General features: G+C 71.9%; 15 protein-coding genes. 5 read left to right on the top strand and 10 right to left on the bottom strand.

Annotated elements, in window-relative coordinates; all coding sequences use genetic code 11:
• Positions 1-26 precede the first annotated feature (26 nt).
• Together ACGFK0_RS23625 and ACGFK0_RS23620 are read left to right on the top strand one after the other, a co-directional pair.
• Positions 27-815, top strand: a complete 789-nt coding sequence (locus ACGFK0_RS23625; protein ID WP_392908117.1) for a DUF427 domain-containing protein — start codon at positions 27-29, stop codon at positions 813-815.
• A gap of 75 nt (positions 816-890) precedes the next feature.
• A complete protein-coding gene (locus ACGFK0_RS23620; protein WP_392908115.1) occupies positions 891-1,595 on the top strand; it encodes a Crp/Fnr family transcriptional regulator in 705 nt (234 codons plus the stop codon).
• Between the two features lie 16 nt (positions 1,596-1,611).
• Here ACGFK0_RS23620 and ACGFK0_RS23615 read toward each other — a convergent pair whose 3' ends face one another.
• Both ACGFK0_RS23615 and ACGFK0_RS23610 read right to left on the bottom strand, forming a co-directional pair.
• Entirely contained in the window at positions 1,612-2,829 is a 1,218-nt protein-coding gene (locus ACGFK0_RS23615; RefSeq protein ID WP_392908113.1) for an RNA polymerase sigma factor, read from the bottom strand.
• Positions 2,826-3,164: a YciI family protein gene (locus ACGFK0_RS23610; RefSeq protein WP_392908111.1), complete on the bottom strand. Its 339-nt coding sequence runs from the start codon at positions 3,162-3,164 to the stop codon at positions 2,826-2,828. The genes ACGFK0_RS23615 and ACGFK0_RS23610 overlap by 4 nt, the downstream gene beginning before the upstream one ends.
• A gap of 115 nt (positions 3,165-3,279) precedes the next feature.
• On the opposite strand from ACGFK0_RS23610, the gene ACGFK0_RS23605 reads away from it, so the two are divergent.
• Positions 3,280-3,837 carry a TetR/AcrR family transcriptional regulator gene (locus ACGFK0_RS23605; protein ID WP_392908109.1) on the top strand — a complete coding sequence of 186 codons (558 nt, stop codon included), beginning with the start codon at positions 3,280-3,282 and terminating at the stop codon, positions 3,835-3,837.
• Between the two features lie 24 nt (positions 3,838-3,861).
• Here ACGFK0_RS23605 and ACGFK0_RS23600 read toward each other — a convergent pair whose 3' ends face one another.
• From ACGFK0_RS23600 to ACGFK0_RS23580, 5 genes are all read right to left on the bottom strand, one after another.
• Positions 3,862-5,544: a cytochrome bc complex cytochrome b subunit gene (locus tag ACGFK0_RS23600; RefSeq protein WP_392908107.1), complete on the bottom strand. Its 1,683-nt coding sequence runs from the start codon at positions 5,542-5,544 to the stop codon at positions 3,862-3,864.
• A gap of 230 nt (positions 5,545-5,774) precedes the next feature.
• On the bottom strand, positions 5,775-6,416 hold the full coding sequence (locus ACGFK0_RS23595) for a hypothetical protein (protein WP_392908105.1): 642 nt from the start codon (positions 6,414-6,416) through the stop codon (positions 5,775-5,777).
• A 163-nt stretch (positions 6,417-6,579) separates the two neighbouring features.
• The gene (locus ACGFK0_RS23590) at positions 6,580-8,193 is read right to left on the bottom strand and encodes an alpha-amylase family protein (protein WP_392908103.1); all 1,614 of its coding nucleotides are present in this window, start codon (positions 8,191-8,193) and stop codon (positions 6,580-6,582) included.
• A gap of 162 nt (positions 8,194-8,355) precedes the next feature.
• Entirely contained in the window at positions 8,356-9,399 is a 1,044-nt protein-coding gene (gene nrfD / locus ACGFK0_RS23585; protein ID WP_392908101.1) for an NrfD/PsrC family molybdoenzyme membrane anchor subunit, read from the bottom strand.
• Positions 9,396-10,214 carry a 4Fe-4S dicluster domain-containing protein gene (locus ACGFK0_RS23580; protein ID WP_392908274.1) on the bottom strand — a complete coding sequence of 273 codons (819 nt, stop codon included), beginning with the start codon at positions 10,212-10,214 and terminating at the stop codon, positions 9,396-9,398. The genes nrfD and ACGFK0_RS23580 overlap by 4 nt, the downstream gene beginning before the upstream one ends.
• Positions 10,215-10,400: 186 nt before the next feature.
• Between ACGFK0_RS23580 and ACGFK0_RS23575 the strand changes: the two genes are divergently transcribed.
• Entirely contained in the window at positions 10,401-10,802 is a 402-nt protein-coding gene (locus ACGFK0_RS23575; protein ID WP_392908098.1) for a PaaI family thioesterase, read from the top strand.
• Between the two features lie 17 nt (positions 10,803-10,819).
• Here ACGFK0_RS23575 and ACGFK0_RS23570 read toward each other — a convergent pair whose 3' ends face one another.
• Entirely contained in the window at positions 10,820-11,962 is a 1,143-nt protein-coding gene (locus tag ACGFK0_RS23570) for an acyl-CoA dehydrogenase family protein (RefSeq protein WP_392908096.1), read from the bottom strand.
• An 86-nt stretch (positions 11,963-12,048) separates the two neighbouring features.
• On the opposite strand from ACGFK0_RS23570, the gene ACGFK0_RS23565 reads away from it, so the two are divergent.
• Complete coding sequence (locus ACGFK0_RS23565) at positions 12,049-12,684, top strand: TetR/AcrR family transcriptional regulator (RefSeq protein WP_392908094.1); 636 nt, start codon at positions 12,049-12,051, stop codon at positions 12,682-12,684.
• Here ACGFK0_RS23565 and ACGFK0_RS23560 read toward each other — a convergent pair.
• Positions 12,681-13,280 (bottom strand): ATP/GTP-binding protein, encoded by a 600-nt coding sequence (locus tag ACGFK0_RS23560; protein WP_392908092.1) that lies wholly within the window; start codon positions 13,278-13,280, stop codon positions 12,681-12,683. The genes ACGFK0_RS23565 and ACGFK0_RS23560 overlap by 4 nt on opposite strands.
• The gene (locus ACGFK0_RS23555) at positions 13,261-13,635 is read right to left on the bottom strand and encodes a DUF742 domain-containing protein (protein ID WP_392908090.1); all 375 of its coding nucleotides are present in this window, start codon (positions 13,633-13,635) and stop codon (positions 13,261-13,263) included. The genes ACGFK0_RS23560 and ACGFK0_RS23555 overlap by 20 nt, the downstream gene beginning before the upstream one ends.
• Positions 13,636-13,638 lie beyond the last annotated feature (3 nt).

Genomic DNA, 13,638 nt, shown 5'->3' with positions numbered 1-13,638 from the left:
GCCAACGGGAGCGTTAGGAGCACGGCATGTCGCTGACCATGCGGCCGGGACCGCTCGCCGGTTCGCCGGGAGACGAGGTCAATTTCAGCCTCGACGGGCCGAAGCACAGATTGTTCATGCACGGCTTCCCGCGCCGGGTCCGTGCCCGGTTCGCGGGCGAGACCGTCCTGGACACCGAGCGCGGACGGCTCCTGCACGAGACGGGGCTGCTGCCCGTCCTGTACGTCCCGGAGGAGGACGTGCGGACCGATCTGCTGGAGCAGACCGCCCACTCGACCTATTGCCCGTTCAAAGGCGACGCCGCGTACTGGACGGTCCGAGTCGGCGGCCGGGCGGCGGAGAACGCGGTGTGGGCCTATCCGGAGCCGAAGCCGGAGTCGGAGTGGCTGCGCGGGCTCATGGCGTTCTACTGGGGCCGGATGGACGCCTGGTACGACGAGGACGAGGAGGTCCGCGGGCATCTGCGCGACCCGTTCCACCGCGTCGACGCCCGCGCCTCGTCCCGCCGTGTCCGGGTGCTGCTGGACGGGGAGGTCGTCGCCGAGACCGAGCGGCCGAAGGTGCTGTCGGAGACCGGGCTGCCCAACCGCTTCTACATCCCCGCCGGCGACGTCCGCCTCGGCCTGCTCAGCGAGAGCACGAAGCGGACCGTCTGCCCGTACAAGGGCGAGGCGACGTACTGGTCGCTGGACGGCGCGGAGGACGCCGCGTGGTCCTACGAGGATCCGCTGGAGGCCACCGTCAAGGTCGGCGGCCACCTGTGCTTCGACCATGAGGCCCTCACGATCGAGACCGAGCCGCCGCCGGGCACATGACTTCCGGTTTACTGTTCAGGTGACTGCGGGCATGTCAAGGATTCAGTGAGCACGCCGGAGGCAAGGAGGAGGCTGGTGGCACCCTACGCGGCGACCTCTCCGCGCCCGGAGTTCTGGGCCGCGCTCGACGCCGCGCAGCAGTCCGCGCTGCGCGCCGCCGGGCGTCCCCGCCAGTTCCCGGTGAAATCGCCCCTGGTGTACCAGGGCGACGAGTCCGACCACGTGATCATCATCGAGCGGGGCTGGGCGAAGGTGACCTCGTCGACCGAGGACGGCCACAACGTGGTGCTGGCGGTCCGGGGCCCCGGCGACCTGCTCGCCGAGAGCGCGGTGCTCGGCGGCCGGACCCGGTCGGCGACGGTCACCGCGCTGTCGCCGATCCGCGCCCTGGTGGTGCCCGCCGCCCGCTTCACCGGCTTCCTGGACGACCATCCGAACGTGTGGATGCTGGTGACCGGGACCTTCGTCCAGCGCATCGACGCCATGGACCGGCGCCTGAAGGCCCACGTGACCAGCCGGGGCACCCGGCGCCTCGCGATGCTGCTCGCCGAACTCGCGGAACGGTCCGTCCACTACGCTCCGCCCGCGCCGGACGGGTCGATCGAGATCGGGCCGCCGCTGTCGCAGGAGGAGCTGGGCAGCTGGATGGACGCGTCCCGCGAGACGGTCGCGCGCGCCCTGAACGGCCTGCGCCGCGAGGGCCTGATCCGCACCGGCTGGCGCAAGATCACCGTCATGGACCTGCCAGGCCTGCGCGAGTACGCCAAGGAGAACGACTAGCCGCGATCAGCCGCGGCTAGCCCCAGGTAAGGCGTTCTTCCAGGAGGGCCTGCTGGGCGCGGTTGGCGGTCAGGCGCAGGGCGCGCGCGTCGGACTCGCGGGCCTCGCCGGGACGGCCGAGGTCGCGCAGCAGCTCGGCCCGGGCGGCGTGGTAGAGGTGATGGCCGTCCAGGTCGCCGGCGAGCGCGTCGAGCTCGGACATGGCGGCGGACGGCCCCGCGTGGTGGTGCAGCGCGACGGCCCGGTGCAGCCGCGTCACCGGGGACGGGGCGAGCCGCAGCAGCATGTCGTACAGCACGACGATCTGGTGCCAGTCGGTGTCGTCCCAGGTGGGGGCGTCGGCGTGGCAGGCGACGATGGCGGCCTGAAGCTGGTAGGGGCCGGGCCTGCCCTTGCGGGCGGCGCGGGCCAGCAGGGCGGTGGCGTCGTCGATGGCGGCGTGGTCCCAGCGTGACCGGTCCTGGTCGCGCAGCAGGACGAGGCGGCCGGCGGCGTCGAAACGCGCCGCGGCGCGTGCCTGGTGGAGCCGGATCAGCGCCAGCAGGCCGGTGGCCTCCGGGTCGGCGGGGACCAGCCACGCCAGCAGTGCGGCCAGCCATTCGGCGTCGTCGGCGAGGTGGCGTTCCTGGTCGGGGGTGCTCGACAGGTAGCCCTCGTTGAACAGCAGGTAGATGACCGTGAGGACCTCGGCGAGCCGCTCGGGCATCTCGGCGTCGCGGGGGATCCGGTAGGGGATCCCCGCGTCGGAGATCTTGCGTTTGGCCCGGGTGATCCGCCGGGCCACCGTCGGCTCCGGGACGAGGAACGCGGCGGCGATCTGCGCGGTGGTGAGCCCGCACACGACCCGCAGGGTGAGCGCGATCTGGGCGGTGCGCGGCAGCGCCGGATGGCAGCAGGTGAAGATCAGCCGGAGCCGGTCGTCGGGTTCGTGCGGCGGGGACCAGTCCAGCATCGCCAGCTTGTCGCGGTAGCGCGCCTGGCGGCGGAGCACGTCGAGGCCCCGCCTGCGGGCGACGGTGAACAGCCAGGCGTCCGGACGGTCGGGGATGCCCTCGGCCGGCCAGCGTTCGAGCGCGACGCACACCGCGTCCTGGACGACGTCCTCCGCCAGGGAGAAGTCGCCGAGGACCCGGACCAGGGCCCCGGCGAGCCGGCCCGAGTGCTCGCGCACCACGCGGGCCAGTTCGGCCGCGGCCTCCTTCTCCGGGACGCTCCGCTCGCCGCGCGTGGTCACAGCGCGGGACGGATCTCGACGATCGGGCAGGACGGCCAGGCCTTCGCGATGGCGAGCGCCTCGTCCAAATCCGCGACCTCGACCTCGACGTAGCCGCTGACGACCTCCTTGCCCTCCACGAACGGCCCGTCGGTCACGACCGGGTCGCCTCCGCCGAGCCGGACCGTGGTCGCGGTCTCGCGGCTCTGAAGCCTCGTCCTGTGCACGATCTGCGCCGAGTGGTCGGCCAGCCACTTCTCGACCTTGCCGAAAAGCTCCTGCCGCTCGTCCTCGGGCCTGGCCTCCCAGTCCTTGGCGTACTCCTCGTTCTCCACGAACATCAGCACATACCTCATGTGCGTCACCTCCTGCCCTTGAGACGATCGGCGGCTTCGCCGATCCGACACCGCAGTACATCAATTCTCCGCGACCCGGCCATGAACTTGTCAATGGCAAGATAGGATCGCGGTCATGAGCGGCGACACCTACCATCACGGCAATCTGCGGCGGGCGATCATCGATGCGGCCGTCGGGGCGATCGCCGAATCCGGCCCGGCCGCCTGGAGCCTGCGCGAGCTGGCGCGCCGCGCCGGGGTCTCGCACGCCGCGCCCGCCCACCACTTCGGCGACCGGGCGGGAGTGCTGACCGCCGTCGCCGCCGAGGGCTACACCCGGTTCGCGGACGCTCTCGAAGCCGCCGGCGACGACCTGCACGAGGTGGGCCTCGCCTACATCCGCTTCGCCGTCGACCACCGGCCCTACTTCGAGGTGATCTTCAGGCCGGAGCTGTACCGGCCGGACGACCCCGAGGTGGCCGCCGCCCGCGACCGCGCCGGCCGGGTCCTCACCGCGGGCGTCCGCGGCGCCGCGCCGGGCCGCCCGGACGACGACCGGACGGCCCCGATCGCCGCCTGGTCGATCGTCCACGGCTTCGCGCACCTCTGGCTGAGCGGCGCCCTGCCCGCCGAACTCGGCGAAGACCCCGTGGCCGCCGCCCGCCCGGTCATCCGCCACCTCTTCGACCGCTGACCCGGGTCGGCGTCCGGCCCGGGGTCAGCGTGACGGCACGGACTCCGACTCGGAGCCGGTGATCTCGCGCCGGTCCCCGTCGCCCTCGGCCGGGGGACGTTCGGGGACAACGGCCAGATCCGCCCTGAACCGGCGGTTCAGGGAGGCGCGCACCCGTCGCACGGCGCTGCGGGCGCGCGGGCTCTCGATGCCGTCGACCGGCGGCGGGACGTCCAGGTCGGCGGCGGCCGCCGGGCGCGGATCGGTGATCGCGGCGATCGCCTCATCGGGCAGGGGCCGCTCGACCTCGCTGAACCCGCCGTCCGGCGACTGGCGGATGATGCCGGTCTCCAGCCCGTGCCGGACGAGGCCGAGGTCGCGGCGCTGCAGGCCGAGGCAGATGCGGTAGGCGACGACGTAGCCCAGCACCGGCCCGAGGATGATCAGGCCGCGGAAGAACCAGGTCGTCCAGAACAGCGGGATGTCGAACCGCTCGGCGAGGATGTCGTTGCCGCCCGCGAGCCAGAGCGTCCCGTAGAAGATCACGCCGCCGACCCCGATGCCGGTGCGGGCGGGGACGTCGCGGGGACGGTCGAGCAGGTGGTGGATCTGGTCGTCGCCGGTCACCCAGCGTTCGATGAACGGGTAGAGGGCGAGACCGGTGAACAGCACGCCCGGGACCACCAGCGCCGGGACGATGACGCTCATCGTGACCGTGTGGCCCCACGCGCTGATCTCCCAGGCCGGCATGATCCGCAGCGCGCCCTCCAGCCAGCCCATGTACCAGTCGGGCTGCGATCCGGAGCTGATCGCGCCCGGGTCGTACGGGCCGAACAGCCATACGGGGTTGATCTGTATGAACGCCGCGAGGAGCGTCGACACCCCCAGCACCCACAGAAACAGCGCCGTGGTCTTGGCGATGAAGACGGGGAAGAACGGGTAGCCGTACTGCGCCTTGTTGGAGCTGCCCTTCCCGGGGAACTGGGTGTGCGTCTGCCGCCACGTCAGCACGATCGCGTGCAGCGGGATCAGCGCCGCCAGGATGCCGGGGATCAGCAGTACGTGGACGACGTACAGCCGCGGGACGATGTCGGTCCCGGGGAACTCCCCGCCGAACACGAACATCACCGCGTACGAGCCGACCAGCGGGATCGACGCGAGGACGCCCTCCAGGATGCGGAGGCCCGTGCCCGACAGCAGGTCGTCCGGCAGGGAGTAGCCGAACAGGCCGTTCAGCATGACGAGCATGAACATGGCGATGCCGATCAGCCAGTTCAGCTCCCGCGGCTTGCGGAACGAGCCGGTGAAGAAGTGGCGCAGCAGGTGGACGAGGATCGCCGCCATGAAGATGAGCGTCGACCAGTGGTGCAGCTGCCGGACGAGCAGCCCGCCCCGCACATCGAAGCTGATCTTGAGGGTGGAGGCGTACGCCTCGCTCATCTCCACGCCCTGCAGCCTGGTGTAGGAGCCGTCGTAGATGACCTCCTGCATGCTCGGCTTGTAGAACAGCGTGAGGAACACCCCGGTCAGCAGAATGATCACGAACGAGTACATCGCGATCTCGCCGACCAGGAAGCTCCACTGGTCCGGGAACGCCTTGCGCATGGCCCTGCGGGCGAATCCGGTCGAGCCGAACCGCTCGTCGAGGGCCCGCGCCGTCGCGTCCACGGACTTCGGCGCCCTGCGCTCGCCCGGCCGTCCTCCGCCGGCCGTCCGACTCCCCGCCATCGTCAACGTCCTCTCGTCGCACGTCGTCGCCGCGCGACTGCACATGCCGAACGACCGCGCATGTCGCGCTTGTGCGCATAAGACCGATCCAGTGCGGCGAGATGTGACATCACGCGGATGTGGACCCCGTCACACCCGGGAGTCCGGCGGGCGGGATCCAGAAGGCGGGGTTCAGCAGGCGGGGGTTCAGAAGGCCGGGGGTTCAGAAGGCGCGGTTCAGCAGGCCGGGTTCAGCAGGCCGGGACGGCCAGGCGGCTGCGGCGCCGATAGCGGGGACGCCAGCTCGTCCGGTAGAAGAGCCGGATCGGCGGCGGCAGGAGGTGCAGCACCGCGCGGCGGGTGGCCTCCGGGGCGTCGTCCAGCAGCCACGGCAGGAAGACGCCGAGTCCCCGGATGCCGAGCTCGCGGCGGAACTCGACGTCGAACGTGCCCCACTCGAACGCGGTCAGGGTCCCGGAGATCAGCGGGAGGACCTCCGACTCCTTGAAGGCCAGGAGCGTATCCACGGACGTGTGAAGCTCCTGCGCGTACCGGGCGAACATGAGCCGGTCACGGTGCTCCAGCGCGGCGTCCAGGGCGTCGATCAGCGAGACGACCCGTATCGCCTGGAACGCCATGGAGTCGAGGACGATCCCGAGCCGCCCCGGGGCGCCGGCGTCCTTGGCGTACATCACCGACCAGAGGGCGCTCTTCTCCGTGATGTCCTGGACGCGCCAGTGGAACCGGAACAGGGACCAGGTGTTCGCGACCGCCGGGGCCGCCGGCGTGCCGCCCAGGTCGGCCGCGGCCTCGATCCGGGCCGCGTCGCGGCGGAACGCGTCGTACGCGGCGTGCAGCATCGTCAGGTCGAACCGCCTTGGTTCGCAGCCCATGGCGCCTCCAAGCTCTCCGCCGGTGCCGCCGGACCGGGCACCCACACAGAAAGATGGATCGAAGTCCCCGAACGTGACGTGATCCGGAGACCGACCTTTGTGATCTGCCCCACGCCGCGCCCGATAATCGGGGCGGCGCGGGGCGGTGCCTGCCCGGGAGGGGCTAACTCCAGGTGTCGTTCCCGGTACGGAACGACGTGCCGGTGGTGGAGCCGCGGTTCGCGCCTGAGGAGGCCGTCGGGGTCGCGCCGGACATGGCGTCCGCGTGGACGGCGACCGCGCCGCGCGCCGGGATGGTCACGGTCGCGGTGCCGCCGGACACGGTGACGGCCGTGCCCGCGCAGCCGCCCGGCCCGGCCCCGCCGGTGATGACGTCGCAGTAGACGCCGTCCGCGAGCCCGGTCGGGTAGGACGCGGTGGACGGCCCGGACGAGTCGTTGAGGCCGATCCAGCCCCTCGACCCGCGGCGGAACCCGATGACGCCGCTCGCCGTCGCCGTGAAGTCGGACACGGTCGTGGCGGACGCGGTCGCGTTGCGCCAGCCGACCATGCCCTTGATCCCGATCGACTGGGTGATGCACTGCCAGCCGCTTGAGCAGTCCGTGCCGGTGACGAAGCCGCGCGAGTCGGCGGGCGGTGACTGCCCCCGGGACGACCAGGCGAACCCGGCGAAGATGGCCGGTTTCCCGTACGGGTAGGCCAGCAGGAAGTAGTTGGCCAGGGTGTAGTCGGAGCCGTTCTTGTAGCTGAGCGTCGAGCCGTCCCGCTCCGTGTCGTGGTTGGTGATCATGGCGTAGGTCTGCGAGCCGTCGGCGTCCAGCGACCAGGAGGGGATGCCAGACAGGTTCGCCAGCGTGCCGTCCTGGAACTGGGTCTTGAGGCCCATCGCGTAGGCGAAGCCGAGCACGTCGCCGTTCCGGGTGAACGCGGCCGCCTTCAGATCGGGGTTGGACGCCCCCGGGAAGATCTCCTGTGCGATGTAGGGCGGCCTGCCCTCGGCGGTCGTGGTGTTCAGCGCGCCCTTGACGGCGGCGAAGTCGTCCTGGTCGATGTGCTTGGCGGCGTCGATGCGGAACCCGTCCACGCCGAGCCCGATCAGGTCGTTGAGGTACCCGGCGATCTTCCCGCGGACGTGGCCGGACTGCGTCTTCAGGTCCGACAGCGACACCAGTTCGCAGTTCTGCACCTCGGACTTGTCGTTCCAGTCGTCGATGCCCGCGTCGTCGTCGTGGCAGTACCCGTCGTTCGCGTGGTGGAAGTCGCCGTGGCCGTAGGGGACGGCCGGGTAGGAGAATCCGGCCGGGTCGAACGCCGAGCCGCCGTAGGTGGTGTTCACCGTGTTGTTGTGGCCGGCCATGTGGTTGATGACGGCGTCGACGTAGACGCGGACGCCGGCGTCGTGGCAGGCGGCGACCATGGCGGAGAACTCGGCGCGCGTGCCGAGCCGGCTGGTCAGGCCGTAGGAGACGGGCTGGTAGACCTCCCACCACGGGTGGGCGCCGTCGCCGGTGCTCGCGAGGCTGACCGACTCGGCGGGCGGTGCGACCTGGACGGCCGCGTACCCGGCCGGCCCGAGATGGCCGGTGCACGCCTCCGCGACCGACGGCCAGTTCCATTCCCAGAGGTTGGCGGTCACGTCACCGGTGTTGAGCGATGCGGCGGAGGAAGGGGTGGCGCCGGCGTCGCCGGGGAGCAGGGCGGCGGATGCCGGCCCGCCGAGGACGAGGGCTCCTGCGGCGAGCAGGGACAGGCGGCGGGGGACTCTGGCGCGTTGCATGGGGGCGAACTCCTGTCACAGGGCGCCCGGGTGCCGGCGGTGTGGGCGCCTGAGGGGTGGGGGACGGCCGTCCGCGATGCACCGTGAGAATGCTCTCTTCTTGCAGCAAGGTCAAGAGCTTGCGCAAAATTTCAATGGAGTTTCAGAAAGTCGGCAATCGAGTCAGTCGCGGTCCGACACGGGTGTGGCGAGACGTTCCCGCTGGGGAACGACCGTGTACTTGGGGTCCCGGGCCGACTGGATCCCGGCGTGGAAGACACCGAAACGCGTACAGGCCGAGCCCGCCAGGAGCGCCGCCCCGCTGAGCGCCGCCACCGCGCGGCTGCGCCCGCCGAGCAGGGCGCCCCCGGCGGCGCCCGCGGCCGACAGGATCTCTCCCGCGCGCACCAACCTGCCGGCCCTGCCCTCCTTGTACGGCTCGGCGACCACGCCGGCTCGACGCTCCATCACCTTCGCCGCAGCCAGTTCGAGGGCCGTGCCGAGCACCGCCGCACTGCGCATCGGCGCCGTCTCGCGGACCGGGGAGGTGATCAGCGCCATCCCGGACGCGGCGGCCGCGGACGAGCCCACGAACACCATCGGCAGCTCGCGGTGGACGTCGTGCCAGGCGGGCACGGCCGTGTCGGCGGCCAGTGCCGCGGTGTAGGCGGCGACGGCCGGTCCCAGTGCGGCGGCGCCCGCCGTCGCGGTCCCGCCGAGGCGCGGGAACAGCCCGGTCACGTCCAGGACGGCCGCCGCGCCCGCGGCCGGCCCGTAGGCCGCCAGCAGCCAGGAGCCCATGCTCATCGGCGAGGTGGGCTTCATGACGCGCAGCATGTTGGCGAACCGGGCGGGCCGCCCGAGATCGTGGATCAGCGCGGCCGTGGACCCGCCGATGGCCAGCAGCGACGAGACCTTCAGCGCCCGTGCGGCGCCGGGACGCCCGGTGAGCTGCGCGCCGGCGGCCAGCACCGAACCGGCGCCGGCCAGCCCGCCGAGGAAGAAGTACCCGGCGATGTCGTAGGCCTTCCAGACGGGCGGGTTCAGGATGGGCAGGCCGTAGTAGGAGGTGAACTCCGCCTCCGGCACCATCGCCTTCTCGCCCCGGCGCTTGCGGCGCCTCCCGTCCCGGCCGGGCAGGCCCTTGCCGATCTCCGCCTCGCGGCCCGGCCGCTGCCCGCGCATGCCCTCCTTGCCGACACCGCTTTCGTCGCGAGGGTCGCTCATCGCCCGCCTCCGTTGCGGCCGTGGACGGTGAAGACGGCGGCGAGACCGCCGAGCAGCGTGGCGGCCGCCACGCCCGCGTGCTTCCAGATGGACGGCAGGTCGCGGGTGGTGACGACGGGGTCCGGCGGCAGCCCGTACACCTCCGGCTCGTCCAGGAGGAGGAAGAACGCGCCGTCGCCGCCGACGCCGTCGTCCGGGTCGTGCCCGTACAGGCGCGCGTCCTCCACGCCGATGTCGTGGAGCTGCTCGACGCGCAGGGCGGCGCGCTCGCGCAACTCGTCGAGCGGCCCGTACTGGATGGAGTCCGTCGGGCACGCCTTGGCGCACGCCGGTTCCTGCCCCACGCCGATCCGGTCGTAGCACATCGTGCACTTCCAGGCCCGGCCGTCGTCCTTGCGCTGGTCGATGACGCCGTAGGGGCAGGCGGGAATGCAGTAGCCGCACCCGTTGCAGATGTCCTCCTGGACGACGACGGTGCCGAACTCCGTGCGGAACAGCGAACCGGTCGGGCAGACGTCCAGGCAGGCGGCGTGCGTGCAGTGCTTGCACACGTCGGACGCCATCAGCCAGCGCATGTCCGTGGCACCGCCGCCCGTGGCGCCGCCGTGGTCGACGCCGGCCTCGGCGTTCCCCATGGGCTTGTCCTGCTCGATGAACGCGACGTGCCGCCAGGTGTCGGCGCCGAGGCCCTGCGTGTTGTCGTAGGACATGCCGGTGAACTCCAGGCCGTCCTCGGGAATGGCGTTCCATTCCTTGCAGGCCACCTCGCACGCCTTGCAGCCGATGCAGACGGACGTGTCGGTGAAGAAGCCCATCCTGGGGGGCGGGTCGGTGTAGCCCGCGTTCGCCGCGACATCGGGCTCCGCCCCCGCCAGCAGGTTCCGTCCGACCAGGCTGCTCATTCCGCGACCTCCATATCCCGGGGCGCTGGCCACCTTCCCGGGCAGCCGGGCTCTACACCCTCGTTGACGCCGATTTCGGGGGCTGGATAGCTTCTGGGGATGACGGTTGAACGGGTCGGTTACGCGGGTCCGCTGGACAAGACGCTCGGTCTCCTGGTGGTCGAGGCGTCCGAACAGGAGGTCGTGGCCGAACTGGAGGTCACCGACAAGCTCATGCAGGCGTACGGCATCGTCCACGGCGGTGTGTACTGCGCGATCACCGAGACGGTGTGCAGCATGGGTGCCGCGCTCACGGTCGGGCTCGGCAGCCAGGTCGTCGGCGTCAGCAACCACACCCGGTTCATCCGGGCCGTGCGCGAGGGCCGGCTGACCGCCCGCGCCCGTCCGGTCGACCGGGTGGACGACCATGTGACCTGGCAGTCGACGATCACCGACGAGAAGGGCCGCGTGGTCGCCGAGGGCACGGTCAACCTGCTGAAGCTCACCCCGCCCGAAGGCTGAGGGGGACTCGCGGCCGGTCAGCGGGCCAGATGGCGCGAGATCACCAGCCGCTGGATCTGGTTGGTGCCCTCGAAGATCTGCATCACCTTCGCCTCGCGCATGAACCGCTCGGCGGGGAAGTCGCGGGTGTAGCCGGCGCCGCCGAGGACCTGGACGGCGTCCGTGGTCACCTTCATCGCGTTGTCGGTGGCGACCAGCTTGGCGATCGACGCCTCCCGGCCGTAGGGGCGGCCCGCGTCCTTCAGGCGCGCCGCCGACAGGTACGTCGCGCGGGCCGACTCGACGGCGGCGGCCATGTCGGCCAGCACGAACGCCAGGCCCTGGTGGTCGATGATCGCCTTGCCGAACGCCTCGCGCTCCTTGGCGTAGGCGACGGCGGTGTCGAGCGCGCCCTGGGAGAGCCCGGTGGCGACCGCGGCGATGCCGAGGCGGCCGGCGTCGAGACCCGCGAGCGCGATCGACAGGCCCTGGCCCTCGCCGCCGATCAGGTTGCCGGCCGGGACGCGCGCGTCCTCGAAGCGGACGGTCGCGGTCGTCGACCCCATCAGGCCCATCTTGTCCTCGGGCTCGTCGAACTCCAGCCCGGCCGTGCCCGCGGGGACGTGGAAGCACGAGATGCCGCGGGCGCCGTCGTCGGACGTGCGGGCCATGACGGTGTAGAAGTCGGCCTTGCCGCCGTGGGTCGTCCACGCCTTGGCGCCGTTCAGGACGTAGGAGTCGCCGTCCCGGACGGCCCTGGCCCGCATCGCCGCCGGATCGGACCCGGCGTGCGCCTCCGACAGGCAGTACGCGCCGAGGCGCTCGCCGGACAGCATGTCCGGGAGCCACCGGGCGCGCTGCCCGTCCGTCCCGTAGGCGAACAGCGGGAAGCACGACAGCGCGTGGACGCTGACGCCGACGCCGACGCTCGCCCACGCCGCGCCGATCTCCTCAAGGACCTGGAGGTAGATCTCATACGGCTGGCCGCCGCCGCCGAACTCCTCCGGGTACGGCAGCGTGAGCAGCCCCGCCCGGCCCAGCGTCGCGAACACCTCGCGGGGGAACGTCCCGGTGCGCTCGGCGCCGGCGGCCCGCGGCTCCAGCTCCTTCGCCGCGATCTCGCGGGTGAGTGCGATGAGGTCCTCGGACTCGGGTGTGGGCAGGTGCCGGGTGGCGGGCATGGGCGGACTCCTTTCGGCACGCTCACCGTACCAACGGCAGTACTGGCGAACCGATTCTGGTACTGCGTTTTGGTACCGTCTCGGGCATGACCTCGCTGGACGGCGCCCGCGCCACGCCCGCCGCACGGGCCTCCCGCGCCATGCGGCGGCGCGACGTACTCGTCGGCCGCCTCATCGACGTCTTCCTCGACCGCGGCTTCGCCGAGCTGAGCGTCGCGGAGCTGGCCGCCGCCCTGCGCTGCTCGAAGAGCACCCTCTACTCCGTCGCGGCGAGCCGGGAGCAGATCATCGTGACCGTCGTCCGCGCGTTCTTCCGCCGCGCCACCGAGCGGGTGGAGGCCGCCCTCGACGCGGTCACGCGGGCGGGCGCCGACCCGCGCGACCGCGTCGGCGCCTACCTGCGTGCGATCTCCGGCGAACTGGCGCCCGCGTCGCCCGCCTTCTTCGCCGACCTGGACGCCTTCGCCCCCGCCCGCGAGATCTACAAGCGGAACACCGGGTTCGCCGTCCGGCGCGTGCAGGGACTCGTCCGCGAGGCGGCGCCCGGCACCGGCGCCGGGACCGACGCCGCGTTCGTCGGCGCCGTCGCGGGCCAGGTCATGGAGTCCATCCACCGCGGCGAGATCAAGGCGCAGACCGGCCTGGACGACTCCGCCGCCTACGCCGCGCTCGCGTCCCTGATCGTCGCCCGGATGGCCGCCGGCCAGACCGCGCCGGGCTAGACCTTCGACGCCTGCAGCGCGTGCTCGACGAGCGCGACGAGCGCGCCCTTCGCCATGACGGGGTCGCGCACGTCGCAGAGCATGACGGGGACCTCGGGGTCGACGTCGAGGGCGTCGCGGATCTCCTCGACGGTGTAGGCGCGGGCGCCGTCGAACCTGTTCGCGGCGATGACGAACGGGATCTCCCGCTGCTCGAAGAAGTCGATGGACGCGAAGCTCGTGGTGAGCCGGCGGGTGTCGACCAGGACGATCGCGCCGATCGCGCCGTAGGCGATCTGGTCCCACATGAACCAGAACCGCTCCTGGCCGGGCGTCCCGAACAGGTACAGCCGGACACCGCCGGAGAACGTCAGCCGGCCGAAGTCCATGGCGACGGTCGTGGTCGTCTTGCCTTCCACGCCGCCGAGGTCGTCCACGCCGACGGAGGCGTCGGTGAGCGTCTCCTCCGTGCGCAGCGGGTGGACCTCGCTCACCGTGCCGACCAGCGTCGTCTTGCCGACGCCGAAGCCGCCGGCCACCAGGACCTTCAGCGTGTGCAGAGGGATGTCGTCGTCCGCGTCTCGCGGCGGGACGGTCTTAGAGGCGGCGAAGTTCATCGAGCACTCTCATCAGTATGCGGGGGTCGGGGCGTTCGGACGGCCGGTCCTGGTCCGACTCCTCGATCAGGCCGTATTCGCGCAGATCCGCCAGCAGGATCTGCACCACCCGGAACGGCAGGTCGGCCTTCGAGGCCAGGTCGGCGGGGGTGGACGGCCGCCCGCACATCTCAAGGAGCATCCGGTGCTCACGGGACAGCCACACCCGGTCGCCCGGGGTCCGCCCGGTCGCGACGAGGATCGCCACCAGGTCGACGACGGGACCGCGGGCGCGAGTGCGCCCGCGGGTGACCGCGTACGGCCGGACGACCGGGCCGGCGTCCCGCCCGATCCAGCGCTCTCTCGGAGTCTCCACCGT

The sequence above is a fragment of the Spirillospora sp. NPDC048823 genome, from assembly GCF_043198445.1.
Lineage (GTDB): Bacteria > Actinomycetota > Actinomycetes > Streptosporangiales > Streptosporangiaceae > Spirillospora.
Note: the sequence above shows the minus strand (reverse complement) of the source record. Positions and strands in the feature narration are given on the sequence as shown.